Annotated in this window: 13 protein-coding genes; 7 read left to right on the top strand and 6 right to left on the bottom strand. The window is 61.9% G+C overall.

The window, feature by feature from the left end; all coding sequences use genetic code 11:
* The first annotated feature begins 418 nt into the window (after positions 1 to 418).
* The 3 genes from AACL53_RS03635 (at position 419) to AACL53_RS03625 (ending at position 4,381) form a co-directional block, all read left to right on the top strand.
* Positions 419 to 1,009: a superoxide dismutase gene (locus AACL53_RS03635; protein ID WP_339082582.1), complete on the top strand. Its 591-nt coding sequence runs from the start codon at positions 419 to 421 to the stop codon at positions 1,007 to 1,009.
* 127 nt (positions 1,010 to 1,136) lie between these two features.
* Positions 1,137 to 2,969 carry a cyclic nucleotide-binding and patatin-like phospholipase domain-containing protein gene (locus AACL53_RS03630; RefSeq protein WP_339082580.1) on the top strand — a complete coding sequence of 611 codons (1,833 nt, stop codon included), beginning with the start codon at positions 1,137 to 1,139 and terminating at the stop codon, positions 2,967 to 2,969.
* A gap of 182 nt (positions 2,970 to 3,151) precedes the next feature.
* Positions 3,152 to 4,381 (top strand): patatin-like phospholipase family protein, encoded by a 1,230-nt coding sequence (locus AACL53_RS03625; protein ID WP_339082579.1) that lies wholly within the window; start codon positions 3,152 to 3,154, stop codon positions 4,379 to 4,381.
* Positions 4,382 to 4,476: 95 nt separating this feature from the next.
* On the opposite strand, the gene AACL53_RS03620 is transcribed toward AACL53_RS03625, so the two are convergent.
* On the bottom strand, positions 4,477 to 4,773 hold the full coding sequence (locus tag AACL53_RS03620) for a DUF4236 domain-containing protein (RefSeq protein WP_339082578.1): 297 nt from the start codon (positions 4,771 to 4,773) through the stop codon (positions 4,477 to 4,479).
* A gap of 125 nt (positions 4,774 to 4,898) precedes the next feature.
* The gene (locus tag AACL53_RS03615) at positions 4,899 to 6,335 is read right to left on the bottom strand and encodes a helicase HerA-like domain-containing protein (protein ID WP_339082577.1); all 1,437 of its coding nucleotides are present in this window, start codon (positions 6,333 to 6,335) and stop codon (positions 4,899 to 4,901) included.
* 217 nt (positions 6,336 to 6,552) lie between these two features.
* On the opposite strand from AACL53_RS03615, the gene AACL53_RS03610 reads away from it, so the two are divergent.
* Positions 6,553 to 8,427: a methylmalonyl-CoA mutase family protein gene (locus tag AACL53_RS03610; protein WP_339082575.1), complete on the top strand. Its 1,875-nt coding sequence runs from the start codon at positions 6,553 to 6,555 to the stop codon at positions 8,425 to 8,427.
* A gap of 17 nt (positions 8,428 to 8,444) precedes the next feature.
* A complete protein-coding gene (locus tag AACL53_RS03605) occupies positions 8,445 to 9,797 on the top strand; it encodes a chloride channel protein (RefSeq protein WP_339082573.1) in 1,353 nt (450 codons plus the stop codon).
* A 10-nt stretch (positions 9,798 to 9,807) separates the two neighbouring features.
* On the opposite strand, the gene AACL53_RS03600 is transcribed toward AACL53_RS03605, so the two are convergent.
* From AACL53_RS03600 to AACL53_RS03585, 4 genes are all read right to left on the bottom strand, one after another.
* Complete coding sequence (locus tag AACL53_RS03600) at positions 9,808 to 10,617, bottom strand: hypothetical protein (RefSeq protein WP_339082571.1); 810 nt, start codon at positions 10,615 to 10,617, stop codon at positions 9,808 to 9,810.
* A gap of 314 nt (positions 10,618 to 10,931) precedes the next feature.
* Complete coding sequence (locus tag AACL53_RS03595; RefSeq protein WP_339082569.1) at positions 10,932 to 11,135, bottom strand: hypothetical protein; 204 nt, start codon at positions 11,133 to 11,135, stop codon at positions 10,932 to 10,934.
* Positions 11,136 to 11,271: 136 nt separating this feature from the next.
* Complete coding sequence (locus tag AACL53_RS03590) at positions 11,272 to 11,541, bottom strand: hypothetical protein (protein WP_339082567.1); 270 nt, start codon at positions 11,539 to 11,541, stop codon at positions 11,272 to 11,274.
* 91 nt (positions 11,542 to 11,632) lie between these two features.
* Complete coding sequence (locus tag AACL53_RS03585; RefSeq protein WP_339082565.1) at positions 11,633 to 12,532, bottom strand: DUF817 domain-containing protein; 900 nt, start codon at positions 12,530 to 12,532, stop codon at positions 11,633 to 11,635.
* Positions 12,533 to 12,707: 175 nt separating this feature from the next.
* On the opposite strand from AACL53_RS03585, the gene AACL53_RS03580 reads away from it, so the two are divergent.
* Both AACL53_RS03580 and scpA read left to right on the top strand, forming a co-directional pair.
* Positions 12,708 to 13,217: a hypothetical protein gene (locus tag AACL53_RS03580; protein ID WP_339082563.1), complete on the top strand. Its 510-nt coding sequence runs from the start codon at positions 12,708 to 12,710 to the stop codon at positions 13,215 to 13,217.
* A 324-nt stretch (positions 13,218 to 13,541) separates the two neighbouring features.
* Positions 13,542 to 15,722, top strand: coding sequence for a methylmalonyl-CoA mutase (gene scpA / locus AACL53_RS03575; RefSeq protein ID WP_339082561.1), 2,181 nt, complete (start codon positions 13,542 to 13,544; stop codon positions 15,720 to 15,722).
* The last annotated feature ends 31 nt before the right edge of the window (positions 15,723 to 15,753 follow it).

Genomic DNA, 15,753 nt, shown 5'->3' with positions numbered 1-15,753 from the left:
CGGCCATTTGACCCGTCCTTTTAATGGACGGCATACGGACCGGATCGCGAAGGCGGCGGCCGTGCGGTTTGTCCGCCATTTTGGAAGGGAGCCATTTTGGTAAGGAGATTGGCGCGGGCGCCGGTAAATTCGCAGAGCTTCTTTCTCGCAAGGCGCCCCTCAATCGAATGAACGATCCGCAAATCCAAAAAGAACGGCCTCGGCGCGTCTCCCTCGCCGCCCGGTCGCCACATCGCTTACCCGGCATCGCTTATTAGAACATCGGTTATTAGGAATTGGCCGTTAGTTGCGATGCGTCACCGAAGCTGGAACCGCAGCCACGACCGGAAGGTTCAGCCCATGTCTTGTGCAAGCGGATTCCAAAAGCTACTTTCCCGCGACTTTCGATCCACCCCCAACTGCAATGAGTGCTCGTCCTATGACGCTGAAACTCCCCGATCTTCCCTACGCCTATGATGCCCTCGCGCCGTTCATGTCGGCCGAGACGCTGGAATACCACCACGACAAGCATCACCTGGCGTACGTCGAAAACGGCAACAAGCTCCTCGCTGGCTCCAAATACGAGGGCCAGTCGCTCGAAGACATCGTAAAGAATGCCTACGCCGATAAGGCGGTCGGGCTCATCAACAACGTCGGCCAGCACTATAACCACCTGCAGTTCTGGCAGTGGATGAAGAAGGGCGGCGGCGGCAAGAAACTGCCGGGCAAGATTCAAACACTCGTCGACGCTTACGGCGGCTTCGACAAGGTGCGCACCGACTTCATCGAAGCCGGCAAGGGCCAGTTCGGCTCCGGCTGGGCTTGGCTCGCAATCAAGGACGGCAAGCTCGAGGTCGTGAAAACCCCGAACGGCGAAAACCCGCTGATGTACGGCTCCAAGCCCATCCTTGGCGTCGACGTCTGGGAGCACAGCTATTACATCGACTACCGCAACGCCCGTCCGAAGTACCTCGAAGCCTGGTTCGACAATCTCGTGAACTGGGAGCACGTCGAGGCCCTCGCAGGCTAATTTGGCAGGCTGATGCGATCGGCCAAATAGGCGGGTTAATCTCTTTTGCCGTTTCGCAACGCAGCGTTTCGATAAGCGGGGCGCCGCCATGGTATAAGGCTCAAAAAGCCTGCCATGCGGCGCCCCGATGTCGTCCAAGCGGTTCACGCTCTCCAGCGTCTCGACCTTCAAGGATCTTCCAGCGGAGGCGCTTCGCCGTCTCGAAGATCGCTTGCATCCGATCCACGTCCGCCGAGGCGACCATGTCGTACGGCAGGGCGAGGCCGCTGACGCCCTTTACGTCGTTGTCTCCGGCCGCTTCGCCGTTGAGGTCAGCGGCCACTCCGGAACAGTCGCAGAGATCTCGCGTGGCTCGACCATTGGTGAGATCGCGTTCTTCGCGGGCGGCACTAGAACGGCAACCGTAAGCGCCATTCGCGATGGCATCGTCGTGCGCCTGACGCGCGCCGACTTCGACGCGATCTCCGAAAACTCATCCGCCATCTGGGCCGGAATTACCGCAACCCTTGCAGACCGGCTCGCTGCCGAGACGCGCCGCAGCTCGGCGTTGAGCAGCAACGCCCAGGCAAAACACGCGCGCCCAAGACCGCGTACGATTGCAATCGTCGGAGCTGCATCCGGGTTCGTTCCGCCAGCCTTCATTTCGGCATTCGCCAAAGCGGCCACGGCCCGACCCGGCACGTTGATTACCTCAAGCGCGACGATCACCGATATCGTCAGCGAGGCACCTGCGAGCGACCTCGAATTCACCGAAGCCCTGAACGCCCTCGAGAGCCACTACGCCACGATTGCATTCATTACCGATCGAGATCTGACGTCGTGGAGCGAAAAAGCAATTCGCCAGGCCGATGAGGTTCTTCTCGTCGCCGTGCCGCTCGATGAACCCGTCGGATCGCGAGTGCCGCTTGGCCCCCTCGAAACCTTTGCGTTGTCGATCCATCCGCCGTCAGCCCGCAGGCTCGTCATCGTGCATGCGCGGCCCGGCATCGCGCAAGGCACGCGGCACTGGCTCACGCATCGTCAACCGGCGATGCACCACCACGTCGCCCTCGGCGATACCGAAGACATCGCGCGCCTTTGGCGATTTCTGGCTGGCGAAGCGTTAGGCTTCGTCGCCTGCGGGGGCGGCGCCTATTGTTCAGCACACATCGGCGTATACCGCGCATTTCGCGAAGCCGGCATCGCATTCGATCTCCTCGGCGGAACGTCGGGCGGCGCCGCGATGGCCGCAGCCTTCGCACAGGATCTCGATCCGCACGCTATCGACGCCCGCGTCCATCGCATGTTCATCGAAGGCCGCGCGCTCTCGCGCTATACGCTGCCGAAATACGGACTGCTCGATCACACGCATTTCGACGCGCACCTCGAGCGGGAATACGGCACGGTTCGCATCGAAGACCTCTGGAAACCCTACTTCGCCGTCTCGGCCGATCTCTCGAACTATGAAGCCGAGGTGCACATGAGCGGACATCTGTGGCGAGCCATCCGCGCCAGCGCCGCGATACCGGGGCTGCTCCCGCCTTTCTATACCGACGACGGACGGATGCTCGTCGACGGCTCGGTGATTTCGAACGTGCCGGTCGAGACGATGCACAGCGTGAAGCGCGGACCGAACGTCGTCGTCAGCTTCCAAGCCGGCGAAGGCGAGAAATTCTCCGTCGACTATTCGACTCTGCCGAGGCGGCGTGAACTCATCTGGCGCGCGCTCAATCCCTTTACGAGAGACGCACTCCCGGCCGCTCCGTCCGCGGCGACGGTGCTGGTGCGGAGCCTGATGGCCAACCGCGGCCATTTCGAGCGCCATCTCGAAGCTGACGATTGGCTGCTCGTCCCGCCAACGCCCGCCGAGATGGGCGCCCTCGACTGGCGGCGGCACACTGAGATCATGGACGCGGCGTATGAACACACGCGCGTGGAAATCGACCGGCGCGGACGCATCGAATGGGGCCGACAATCCTGAATTCGCCCACCCAATGGCATTTGCGCACTCAAAAAATCAGAAAAACGCCATTTTATCATCGCTCTGAGCCTTCTCCGACATTGCCGCAGCCTTAAGCGTGCCGTAAACACAAAGCGGTATGCGGGGTTAGATATCTTCGGGGGTTTGTGAGCGTGGTGGAGCCTAGGCTTCATGTCGGGCTAATGTTGATCGCAGCGCTCGCCGTCTCAGGCTGTGCGGCGACGATCCAGCGTAACGGCATCACCAGTGCGAAGTTGGCCGAAACGGCCGAAATTCCCGGCATGCCCGGCGTTCGCTTCTGGGCCGACGAAGTCCCCCGCAATCCAATCTCTGAAATCCGCCGCCGCACCGCGCACATGCCACCGGTCGGACAGAATGCCAAAACGAAAAACGGCCGAAAGGTCATCGACACCCTCGCGCTCTCGGGAGGCGGGTCGGACGGCGCGTTCGGCGCTGGCGTTCTGGCAGGCTGGACGAAACGCGGCGACCGTCCGGAGTTCCAGGTCGTAACCGGCGTCAGCGCCGGAGCGATCATCGCGCCATTCGCATTCCTCGGACCATCCGAAGACGAAAAGCTCCGCGTGATCTGGACCCAGTACAAGCAGGACCAGGTCGTCACGCCGGAAATCTTGTCCGGGCTCTTCGGCGGACCGGCGCTCGCGAGCACCGCGCCGCTTCAGGATCTGATTGCTCAATACATCGACCGGCAATTTCTCGATCGGGTCGCGACCCAATACAAACGCGGACGCGTTCTCTTGGTGCTGACGACCAATCTCGATGCCCAGCGCCCCGTCGTCTGGAACATGGGAGAGATCGCGCTCAACAGAAGCCCCGAGGCGACGGAACTTTTCCGCAGGGTCATCCTTGCATCTTCCGCAATTCCGGCCGCGTTCCCGCCCGTCAAAATCGAGGTCCAGGCCGACGGCAAGAGCTATGACGAATTGCACGTGGATGGCGGAACGACGCGCGAGGTTTTTGTCAGCCCCGTCGAAGCGCCGCTCGCGGCATTCGACTCGCTTTATTCAACGCCGCCGATCCGCCGGTACTTCATCATCAAGAACGGCAAAGCGACACCCGTGCAGGAGGTCGTGAAGCCGACCACGTTGCAGATTGCGGCAAGATCGATCTCCACCCTGATCAAGAGCCAGAACCAAGGCGAGCTCTATAAGATCTATCGGGTTGCGCACGATGGCGGGGCCGATTTCAATTTCATGGCGGTGCCGCCGTCGTTCGATTTGCAGACCAAAGAAATCTACGATCCGCGTTACCAAGCTGCCCTTTATGCTGAGGGCTTCGCCGAAGGCCGCAGGAACGTTTGGCTCAAGTCGCCGCCGGGACAAGCCCCCGCGCCATCCATCGCGCCACCCGCGAACGAATTGTCATCCTCCGTCGCCCCCGCTGGCAGCGGCTGAAGCACGGGGCTCCGCAACCGCCTTCGATCAAAAAATAAAGGCGCCCGGCGGATAGCCCGGCGCCCGATAATGAAGTCCGCGAGCTGAGTGCTCGATCAGAACCAGTGCGGTTGCCACCAGTGCAGCAGCGCCTTCACTGTGGTTGGCGAAACGATGTAAGCGACGCCAATGGCGATCGCGGCCACGACCAACAAAATGATCAACGTCGTGCTTAGCGGCGTGCGATAGCTCAGCCCCGTTCCGGGAATGCCGAGCGTCACTTGCTCACCCTTTTTACCGACGTTGACCGTCGCGCCATGGCCGCCAAGGCTGCCGCTGACGCCTGTCTTGCTGAGATTGATGCGAACGCCGGGCAGAATGCTGATTGTCTTGCGAAAGCGGAAGTAACCCATGTCGTTCTCCTCATCGGCAGGAACTGCCGGTCAGATTGGTCAGTCGGCGCAGCACATACCGCAATCTGCGATTCTCGCAAAAAACGTAATGGTTCCCGTTGCAACATTCAACGGATAGCCGCGCGTCATCCCTTGCCGCGAAGAATGTTCGAGAATGACGAAAGCCTCTGCTTCAGTTGTCCGACGACGGTATTTCGCGACTGCAGGCGTTCGTGCGCCGATTCGCGGTCGAGTTCCTTGTCGTATTTCCGCAGGTTATTGCTGTCGGCGGCAATGAGGGCCTTGCGCTCGTCCGCCGTCAGCGGTCCGACGCGCGACATCGGCGGCCGGATGAGCGTCCGCTCGACCATCGACGGCTCGCCTTTGCCGTGAAGCAGCGACACCAGCGCCTCGCCGACCTTCAGCTCCTGAATAGCTCGTTCCGTGTCGATCTCGGGATTGGGGCGAAACGTCTGCGCCGCCGCACGGATCGCTTTCTGCTCCTTCGGCGTGAAGGCGCGCAGCGCGTGCTGAATGCGGTTTCCCAGCTGCGCCGAAACGCGATCCGGCACATCGCCCGGGCTCTGCGTCACATAATAGACGCCGACGCCTTTCGACCGGATGAGGCGCGTCACGCGCTCGATCTGTTCAAGCACCGCCTTCGGCGCGTCATTGAAAAGAAGATGCGCCTCGTCGAACAGAAACACGAGCTTGGGCTTTTCGAGATCGCCGACCTCGGGAAGCTTCTCGAACAGCTCCGTCAAAAGCCAGAGCAGGAACGTCGCGTAGAGACGCGGCGTGTTCATCAGCTTCTCGGCGGCGAGAACGTTGACCACACCGCGGCCGTCCGGCTTGACCTCGATAAAATCCATGATGTCGAGCGCAGGCTCGCCGAAGAATTGAGCGGCGCCCTGCTCTTCCAAAACCAAAAGGCGGCGCTGAATGACGCCGACGGTTGCGGGCGCGACGTGTCCGTACTTGCTTCTGAGCGTCGAAGCCTTCTGGCCCATTTCGTCGATGACTGATCTGAGATCCTTGAGATCGAGGATCGTCATCTTGTCGTCGCCTGCCGCGCGCTGATCTTCCGCCCAGCGGAACGCGATGTTCAGCACGCCCTCTTGCGGCTCGGTCAGCTCCATGAGGCGCGAAAGAAGCAGCGGTCCCATTTCCTGCACTGTCGCGCGCACGGGATGTCCGTCTTTCCCGAAGATGTCCCAGAAGACGGTTGGAAAGGACGTATTGCCGTATCGCGTCAGGCCGATCTCCTGAGCCCGCTCGACGAGCTTCGGCGACGGTTTGCCCGTCGCGGCGATGCCGGAAAGATCACCCTTGATGTCCGCCGCGAAAACCGGAACACCGGCCGCCGAAAAGCCTTCCGCCAACACTTGCAGCGTCACCGTTTTTCCGGTGCCCGTAGCGCCCGTGATGAGGCCGTGGCGATTGGCGAGGGCAAGCTCGATGCACTCGGGCTTCAAATCGGGGCCCGATTTGCTCACACCGATGAGGATCAACCCATCCTGCACATAATCGCGAGGATCGGCGACAGGCTCGCCAGCCCCCTCTGTGCCGTGCGTACCAGTCATTTCGCCTCCAGCTATCTACGAACTCGACTCATTGGCCGAAGCTCCTGCCGGTGATGCCATGCGCCGCCGCTCTAAGCAAACAGGCCGCCAGGACGTGCCGAGCGCGGCAATTCGGCCCGCGCCCGAGATTATTTCACACTCGCACCCGGCTCCTGAGCGGGTATATCGGAAAGCGGGCGTGCCGGGTACGCCCCCTTGCCTGTGGGAGCCAAGTTGTATGACGACCCCGACAAACGAATTGCACCTCTCGGGCGATTTCCCCGCCGCCAGCACCGAGCAGTGGCGCGCGCTGGTCGATAAGGCCCTGAAGGGGGCGGATTTCGAGAAGCGGCTCGTCACCCGCACGGCCGACGGGATCAAGATTAATCCGCTCTATACGCGCGGGGACGCCCTGCAGGCGACTGTCAACGAACTACCGGGAGCCGCTCCGTTCACGCGCGGGACGCAAGCCGTCCGCGAAGGTCTCGGCTGGGATATCCGCTCGTTCCACATCGAGGCCGATCCGAAAGCGTTGAACGCCGCAATCCTCGACGATCTCCAGGGCGGCGTGACCTCGATCGGCATCCAGGTCGGCGGCAACGGCTTGGCCCCGACGAAAGAGGCGTTCGCCACGGCCCTGAAGGACGTCCTTCTCGACGTCTGCCCGATCGTCCTCGTCGCTCAGGAAAACTTTTTCGATGCCGCCCTGGCGCTCAATGCCGAATGGGACGCTCGCGGTATCAAGGCGGCCGAACGGCAAGGTTCGTTTGGCGCCGATCCGCTCGGCACGCTCGCGATGACCGGCCGCCTGTCCGAGCCGGTTGAAACCGCGTTGGCCCGCGCCGTCGCGTTGATGAATGCGACCGAGGCGAACCCGCGCGTGCAAGTCATGACGGCCGACGGCGTCGTCGCGCACGTCGCAGGTGCGAGCGAAGCGCAGGAACTGGCCTTCATGCTGTCCGCGCTCGTGGCGTATCTGCGCGCAGCGGAGGAAGGCGGCATCCCCCCCGAAAAGGCGCTGCCGAAAATCAATGTCTCGCTCGCAGCCGACGTCGATGAATTCGCAACGATCGCGAAGCTGCGCGCCGCCCGCCGCCTGATCTGGCGCGTCGCCGATGCTTCGGGCGCTGGCGATGTCGCCTCTGCCGTGAAGCTCAATTGCCCGACGTCCTATCGCATCATGTCGAAGCGCGATCCCTGGACGAACATCCTGCGCACGACCATCGCCTGCGCCGGTGCGGCTCTCGGCGGCGCAGACGCAATCGTCGTTCTCCCCTTCACATTCGCCCTCGGCAAGCCCGACGCCTTTGCGTGCCGCGTCGCTCGCAACATTCAAATCGTCTGCCAGGAAGAGAGCAATCTCGGCCGCGTCAACGATCCGGCCGGCGGTTCCTGGTACGTCGAAAATCTGACCGCCGACATGGCCAAGAAGGCCTGGGAGATCTTCCAGGATATCGAAGCGCGCGGCGGCCTCCTCGCCGGGCTCACATCGGGCTATATCCAGGAAATCATCGCTAAGACCGCCGAAACGCGAGCCAAGTCGATCGCGACGATCCGGCAGGAGCTGACAGGCGTCAGCGCCTTCCCGCTGCTCGGCGACGACGGCGTTCACGCCGAACCTTGGACCGCACCCTCTCCGCCGGCCGCGAAAGCGGCAATCGAAGTCGCGCCGCTGCGGCCTCATCGTCTTGGTGAAGCCTTCGAAGCTTTGCGCGATGCCGCTGATGCGCATGGCGGCTTCAAGGTCTTTCTCGCCAGCATGGGCGAGATCGTCGACCACAACGTCCGCACGACTTGGGTGAAGAATTACCTGGCGGCAGGCGGCATCGCGGCGCTCATCAGCGACGGCTACAAGACGCCGGAAGATGCGGCCGCCGCTTTCCGCGTATCCGGCGCCGATGCCGCGTGCATCTGCTCGTCGGACAGCGTCAACGCCACGCTCGCCGCACCGGCAGCGCAAGCGTTGAAAGCCGCGGGCGCCAAGCTCGTCTTGATGGCGGGACGGCCGGGCGAACAGGAAGCCGCGCTCAAATCGGCGGGCGTCGATCAGTTCCTGTTCGCAGGAGCCGACGCCGTGGCGACCCTCAAGGGCCTACAAGAAAAGCTGAGCTAGATCGAGTAGCGGTGTCCGTGCAGAAGCGATCCGGACCAGCGCAAAACGGCACGCACCGCCGCAGAGCATTGCGGCTGCGCCGGTATCGATATGTCGGATTCACACGCCGGGTGTGGCACCGGCGCGCCGTGTTTCTTCTTGGCGCGATATTCGTCGGCCTCGCCGCGGTGGCATTCGCCGAACTCTCCGATAAGGCCCAAGCGCTCTATGGCTACATACTGACTGAATGGCGTTGGCTGCCGTTCGTGATGACGCCGTTAGGCTTCATGGCGCTCGCGTATGTCACGGCGCGCTGGTTTCCGGCAGCGGCCGGTAGCGGCATTCCGCAAGTCATCGCCGCGCGCGCAAGTCGCGACCCTGCCCATCGTCAACGCCTTCTCGGTTTGCAGACGACGCTCGCAAAAATCGTGATGACGGCCCTCGCGCTTGTCGTCGGCGCCTCCGTCGGCCGCGAGGGTCCAACCGTCCAGGTCGGCGCTTCCGTGATGTTCGCCGTTGCGAGCTTTGCAGGCATCGGACGCCACAACGGTCTCGTGCTCGCGGGCTCTGCTGCAGGCATCGCGGCCGCATTCAATGCACCCATCGCCGGCATTCTCTTTGCGATCGAGGAATTGGCGAAATCGTTCGCAGGCCGCATCAACGACATCGTCATCGCATCGGTAGCAATCGCCGGAGGGGTCAGCTGGCTGATCCTCGGAAACTACGCCTATTTCGGCGAAGTCTCGGCAAAAATGATTGTCGCGGCGGACTGGGCTGCGGTGCCGATCTGCGCTGCCCTCGGCGGCATCATGGGCGGCCTCTTTTCGCTCTCGCTCATCACGATCACCCGTAGGCCACCGGAATTCATAGCGACACTCCGCCGGAACCCGACGGTATTCGCCGGCATCTGCGGGCTCATCGTTGCGGTCCTCAGTGTCGCGACCGCCGGTTACGCCTCAGGAAACGGCTACGGCCAAACCCGGGCTGGCCTGCTGCTCGGAGAACACCTGCCGTTCTGGTACGGCCCTTCAAAACTCGTGACGACCATGCTGTCGTCGGCGAGCGGCATTCCGGGAGGATTGTTCTCACCATCGCTCGCGGTCGGCTCCGGGCTCGGATCCATGTTGACGCCCGTTATCACGTTCGTCGATCCGCGCGCTCTCATGCTGTTGATGACCGTCGGCTACTTCGCGGCCGTAGTTCAATCACCGCTGACCGCCGTCGTCATCGTCATGGAGATGACCAGCGACCGCAACATGGTCATCCCGCTGATGGCGACCGCTCTACTGGCCGCTGGCATCTCGCGTTTGATCAGCCGCGAACCGCTTTACCACGCGCTGGCACATGCCTTCGCGCCTCGACCGCAGGAAGCGAGATCTTCGCTTCAGTGAGCGAGCTAACTCAGCACCCGCACAGCTTTCCCCAACACGTCCGTTCGGTCTTCGCGCAGGTTGAGATCTGTGGCTCCATCGATTGTCCCGGAATGCCGATCTGGAACGAGTCTTTTGGCAGGCTGCCATGATATCCCTCATCCGGCGCATTCGCTGAATTGGCCATCGGCGGTGCCCCAGCCGTGGCGAGGCGCCGGTTCGCGGCCGTATCGGCGCTCTTTTTCTTTGAGCGCTTCGCCGAGGACGGGAACAGCGACGCCGCGTCATCCGGCTCGGCCATGCCGAGACCCATGGCGGGGCGGAAGCGCTTCTCCGCACGTGGGCGGCTCGTGACCGAAGGCTTGCTCTCTGCCGCAGTCGTCTCGGTCTGCTGATTTTCCGCCTCGGTAGCTGGCGCTTCCACGGCTTCCGGAACAACAGTCACGACCTTCACCGGATCGGCGAGAGGTTCTGCCGGCCTTTCAACCGGATCGGAAACCGGAGCCGCAAGGCTCAGCGCGCTTTCGATGATGGCCGGCGTTTGCCGGACCTGATGCAGGTCGACGTGCTGGACCTCGGAAGCCAAGGCAAATTTGGCGCTTAGAGCTTCGGCTGCGCTACGATCCGATAGGCGGTTCGCCTCGGCGAACTGCTCGGTGGCGAGCACGAATTGGCTGAAGTTTAAGATTGGCACGAACTCCGGAACCGTGACGGCTTCTTGCGCCGTCTGTTGGATTCCGTCGGCCGCATCTGCTCTGGTTACGGGGCCAAATTTTGTCGGAGCGGAAAACGACGACGCGAAGATCGCGCCTCCGACGACGATGAATGTTTTGAATTTCACGACGCATACCCCACGCGATACATGGGAGCACTCGTCGACTCCGGCCCGCACCGGTGCCGCGGCACCCTTTTACAGAAAGCGAAAGAGGTTGGAGCTTTGCTCCATAACCCCCCATTCCCCAACGACAATTGAACTTGCAACCAAGGCAGGACAATGGCCGCGGAGCGTGCTCTGTTTGAGAGCAACTCACTTCGCTTCGAGCCGCACCCAACACAAAAAATGCCGGCTCCAAAAGAGAGCCGGCAAAGGTGCACCGGAGAAGACGCAAGACAAGAAGCAAGCACACGGAAAAAATTTGCAGCGCGACGAACCCGTTATTCGCGAGCCGATGTTGCGAGCACAGCCATGATGCCGAGCATGGGAATGGAGGCCAGCACCGACATGGTGGCAATCGCATATTCGTTGCCGCCTTCGGTCAGCGGCGAGAGAAGCGCCTGCGCATCCGGAAGAGCGGCGACCACGACAGTCGCAACGGTGGTGATTGTTGCGGCGGCTGATGCGATGACGATGCCCGACATGATCGTGATCCTCTCGAATGTTTGAAGACCGGTTGAGGTCTGATGAGAGGAAGAATGCACGCAGCGCGCGATCGTCGCTGTTCCGCCCGGAACACCTTCGAGTGACGCACAATTCGGTGGCGCGGAATGCTGGAAATTACTTCCCGAGCTTTTCGATCTTGGCCGCCATGTCGGGTACGACCGTCATGCGGTAGGACCCGTTCTCGCACGTGAGGGTCCACACTTCCTCATTGGGCCGCGAAGCGTTGTTGCTCCTTTCGGCACTTTGCGGCTTGTCGCAGGGGAACCCCTGAGTGCGGACCTGTGCGGCAAGATCGGTGGCGGCCTGACCTGCCGCCGACACGTTCGTTGCAGCGCCACCGAAAACAAATAACAAAGCCGCTGAGATATAGGGTGATTGAGCCATGGAATCCGCTCCGAGCAAGAGTGCTGTAGTCTACGGCGAAGCGCTTGGTCAGAAGCGCGCGACGCGAATTCGAGGTAAACAATCTACTTAGCTATTCCGAATTTACCACCGTATTTGGCCGGTTGATCCACGCAACGAGCGTGTAAGAAATCAGCATCAACAGAAACCACGATCCGAGCTTGCCGATCCCGACGAGCTCCCAGCCATGCCGCTGGTGAGGATATGCCCAGGCCGCGGTGAACGTCCCGATATTCTCCGCAAACCAGATGAAAACCGCGACGAGAAGAAGCCCCACCAGCAGCGGCATGTGCCGGTGCACCTTCCAGATCTTGTAATAGACTGTACACGGCCCGATGAGCACGATCGCCGCCGCAAAAAGGATCGGCCGCGCATCCCACACGTAATGGTGTCCGAAGAAGTTGGCGTAGATCGCCACGCTCAAGATGCCGAGCGCCCAAACCGGCGGATGCCGCGTAAATCGAAAATCGAAAAGACGCCAGCAGCGCGCGATATAAGAACCGATCGCGGCATACATGAATCCGGTGAATAGCGGCACCCCCCCAATGCGGAGAAAGCTAGGCTCCGGATATAGCCACGACCCGACCGACGTTTTGAAAATCTCCATCACCGTGCCGACGACATGGAAGATGCAAATGACCTTCACCTCGTCCATTGTCTCGAGCTTGAAAACGACCATCAGAATTTGAATGAGCACCGCCGCGATGACGAGGAAATCGTAGCGGGCAAGTCCCGCGCCCTTCGGATAGAAAAAATGCGTCGCAATCAGCAAAGCCAGCATCGAAGCGCCGAATAGGCACGCCCACGCCTGCTTGACGCCAAATCGAACGAACTCGTAGGCGAAGTGGGCTGCCGGACCTCGCGCCTCAGCGGCCTCTCCGAGCTCGGCTTCCCGATCGATGAAGCGCGCCAAGGGCGCCCAGAGCCGGGCCGCACTTGTCTTGAGCGTCCTGTCGGAGACCTTGCGTTGCATATCTGACCTTGGAAGAGGCGGCAGGGCGGGTTTGGACATCATGCCGACGTTTGTGGCATTCTCGTTTCCGAAAGCGGCCCGCGGAAATGTCTTCGGATTAACGCCGCAGTTCCTCATTCCCGCCACGGGCATGCACATCGGCTAACGCTGACGGGAACCACCACAGGATGTCGTCATGGTCGCTTCTCCGACGCCGAGCCCTCGAAGCGCATCGTTGTTGCGGCTGACATCGATGGGACTGCTCGCCGCCATCATTTCCGCGCTCATCGCCGCGTCGACGATGCTGGCGCTATCCGACTATCAATCTTACACGAGCCCTATCGCCGGACAGGCAGCGGGATCGCCATTCCAGAACTATGCCGACGATCTACCCAGCGCGCTCGTCGCGGCGTTCCTCTGGTACATTCCCGTCGGCACGTTCGTCTTCCCGCCGCTCGCGAAGTTTCTGGGCGCGAGCACGGGCGCCGGCACAGTCAGATTGCTGAAGTTCGCAATGCTGGCAGCGCTCGTTTGGCTTCTAGTTGGCGAAGCAATCTACCTTGTCCTGTCCCCCCTCGCCCCAGCGCCCCCCGGCGTTCAGACCCACGACCTGACAATGGCAGCCCTGAGCGGCGTGCTTTTCGCCGTCGTCTATGACCTCCTCCTCCGCCGGAGGGACTATCTCCTCGGTCAAAGGCCGCAATAATCAACGCCGCCCTCCTCAAAGAGCGTCGTTGAATCACACTTGGAGGGAACCAGGAATCCCTGCGGCGGCCGCCAGAAACAGCCGGTCTACTATCCTTATGTTCCGTGAATCGGATGCGGGTTTGGGCCGCCTTGGCCAGCCAAAATTCTTTACCCCAACCCGTCAGGGTAAAGGTTTGACCACGTGGGGTAGCCAGCCGCACCAAAACCCGGTGCTCTGACCCGCGAAGCGGCGTCGCACGCGTCAAGGAATATTGTCGCCGCCCCCCGTTTTCGCGTACCGTCCCGCCAGATTTCAAACTTTGGTCCGGAACACCCCTACCCGATGTCCTCGATCCCGAATTTTGCACAGGTCCCCCTCGACCCTCCCGCGACCGGAAAACCGGCCGCGAAGGCTGCTGCTGCCGCCCCGGAGGCGCCCGTCTGGGAAACGCCCGAAGGCATCCCGGTGAAGCCGGTCTTCACCGATGCGGACACCGCCGGTCTAGACTTCATCGACGGCATGCCGGGAATCGCTCCGTACCTGCGCGGGCCCTATCCGGCGATGTACGCACTGCAGCCCTGGACCGTCCGGCAGTATGCCGGCTTCTCGACGGCGGAAGATTCCAACGCCTTCTATCGCCGCAACATCGCAGCAGGCCAGAAGGGCCTCTCCATCGCGTTCGATCTCGCGACCCATCGCGGCTACGATTCCGATCATCCGCGCGTCAAAGGCGACGTCGGCATGGCGGGCGTCGCGATCGACTCGATCTACGACATGCGCGTTCTCTTCGACGGCATTCCGCTGCAGGACATGACCGTCTCGATGACGATGAACGGCGCCGTGCTCCCAATTCTCGCACTGTTCATCGTCGCGGGCGAGGAACAGGGCGTCTCGCCGCAAAAGCTCGCCGGAACCATTCAGAACGACATTCTGAAAGAGTTCATGGTCCGCAACACCTACATCTACCCGCCCGCACCCTCGATGCGCATCGTCTCGGACATCTTCGCCTATACCAGCGCGAACATGCCGAAGTTCAACTCGATCTCGATTTCCGGCTACCACATGCAGGAAGCGGGCGCGACGGCCGACCTTGAACTCGGCTACACGATCGCCGACGGTATCGAATACGCACGCGCAGGCGTTGCCGCCGGCCTCGATATCGACGCCTTCGCGCCGCGCCTTTCGTTCTTCTGGGCGATCGGCATGAATTACTTCATGGAGATCGCCAAGATGCGCGCTGCGCGTCTGCTCTGGGCGAAGCTGATCAAGGACGAATTCAATCCGAAGGACGCGCGCTCCCTGTCGCTGCGCACGCATTCGCAGACGTCCGGGTGGTCGCTGACCGCACAGGACATCTTCAACAACGCAACGCGCACGTGCCTCGAGGCGATGGCCGCCACGCAGGGCCACACGCAGTCGCTGCACACGAACGGCCTTGATGAAGCAATCGCATTGCCGACCGACTTCTCGGCCCGCATCGCCCGTAACACACAGCTGCTGTTGCAGCAGGAAAGCGGCACCACCCGCACCATCGACCCCTGGGGCGGCAGCCACTACGTCGAACGGTTGACGTACGAACTCGCCAAGAAAGCGATGTCGCACATCAGGGAAATCGAAGAGCAAGGCGGCATGGCGAAGGCCATCGCGGCCGGCATCCCGAAGCTCCGGATCGAAGAAGCCGCCGCCCGCACGCAGGCCCGCATCGACAGCGGCCGCCAGACGATCACCGGCATCAACAAATACAAGATCCAGGGCGACCGTGAGGTCAATTTCCTCAAGGTCGACAACCGCGCCGTGCGCGAAGCCCAGCTCGCAAAACTCGACCGCCTACGCAGCGAACGCGACGAGGCCGACGTCGAAGCAGCCCTCAACGCGCTGACGGAAGGCGCAAAGGGCAATGCCAACCTGCTCGATCTCGCGGTGCAGGCAGCGCGCAAGAAAGCGACCGTCGGCGAAATCTCCTACGCGCTCGAAAAGGTCTTCACCCGCCATAAGGCCGAAATCCGCGCCATCAGCGGCGTCTATAAGAAGGAAGCGGCGATGAACCCGAGTGTTGATCGCGTCAAGACACTGGTCGAAGCCTTCGACAAGAACGACGGCCGCCGGCCGCGCATCCTGATAGCGAAGCTCGGCCAGGACGGTCACGACCGCGGCCAGAAGGTCATCGCATCCGCGTTCGCCGATCTGGGCTTCGACGTCGACATCGGACCGCTGTTTGCAACCGCCGACGAAGCGGCCCGTCAGGCCCTCGAAAACGACGTGCACGTCGTCGGCGTGTCGTCGCTCACCGCCGGACACTTAACGCTCGTGCCTGAGTTGAAAGCGGCGCTCGACAAGGAAGGCCGCGGCGATATCATGATCGTCGTCGGCGGCGTCATTCCGCCGTCCGATTACGACGAGCTGTTCCGCTCCGGCGCGAAGGCCGTCTTCGGCCCCGGCACCAACATCCCGGAAGCCGCAGCCGACCTCGTCGAAAAGCTCAATGCGCAGCTCGGCTACGCCGACAAACAGGCGGCGGAGTAAATCAATCGCCTGTATCTCGTTTTGTGAAAGG

The organism is Hyphomicrobium sp. ghe19, from assembly GCF_902712875.1.
In the GTDB taxonomy this organism is placed as follows: Bacteria; Pseudomonadota; Alphaproteobacteria; order Rhizobiales; family Hyphomicrobiaceae; genus Hyphomicrobium_B.
This window is presented reverse-complemented; position numbering and strand designations above follow the sequence as displayed.

What these genes read in the sequence shown, in the direction of transcription:
- AACL53_RS03635 (WP_339082582.1), top strand. Translation starts at nt 419, where the DNA reads ATGACGCTGAAACTCCCCGATCTTCCCTACGCCTATGATGCCCTCGCG.
- AACL53_RS03595 (WP_339082569.1), bottom strand. Translation starts at nt 11,135, where the DNA reads ATGTCGGGCATCGTCATCGCATCAGCCGCCGCAACAATCACCACCGTT.
- AACL53_RS03590 (WP_339082567.1), bottom strand. Translation starts at nt 11,541, where the DNA reads ATGGCTCAATCACCCTATATCTCAGCGGCTTTGTTATTTGTTTTCGGT.
- AACL53_RS03610 (WP_339082575.1), top strand. Translation starts at nt 6,553, where the DNA reads ATGACGACCCCGACAAACGAATTGCACCTCTCGGGCGATTTCCCCGCC.
- AACL53_RS03580 (WP_339082563.1), top strand. Translation starts at nt 12,708, where the DNA reads ATGGTCGCTTCTCCGACGCCGAGCCCTCGAAGCGCATCGTTGTTGCGG.
- scpA (WP_339082561.1), top strand. Translation starts at nt 13,542, where the DNA reads ATGTCCTCGATCCCGAATTTTGCACAGGTCCCCCTCGACCCTCCCGCG.
- AACL53_RS03585 (WP_339082565.1), bottom strand. Translation starts at nt 12,532, where the DNA reads ATGCAACGCAAGGTCTCCGACAGGACGCTCAAGACAAGTGCGGCCCGG.
- AACL53_RS03615 (WP_339082577.1), bottom strand. Translation starts at nt 6,335, where the DNA reads ATGACTGGTACGCACGGCACAGAGGGGGCTGGCGAGCCTGTCGCCGAT.
- AACL53_RS03630 (WP_339082580.1), top strand. Translation starts at nt 1,137, where the DNA reads ATGTCGTCCAAGCGGTTCACGCTCTCCAGCGTCTCGACCTTCAAGGAT.
- AACL53_RS03620 (WP_339082578.1), bottom strand. Translation starts at nt 4,773, where the DNA reads ATGGGTTACTTCCGCTTTCGCAAGACAATCAGCATTCTGCCCGGCGTT.
- AACL53_RS03625 (WP_339082579.1), top strand. Translation starts at nt 3,152, where the DNA reads ATGTTGATCGCAGCGCTCGCCGTCTCAGGCTGTGCGGCGACGATCCAG.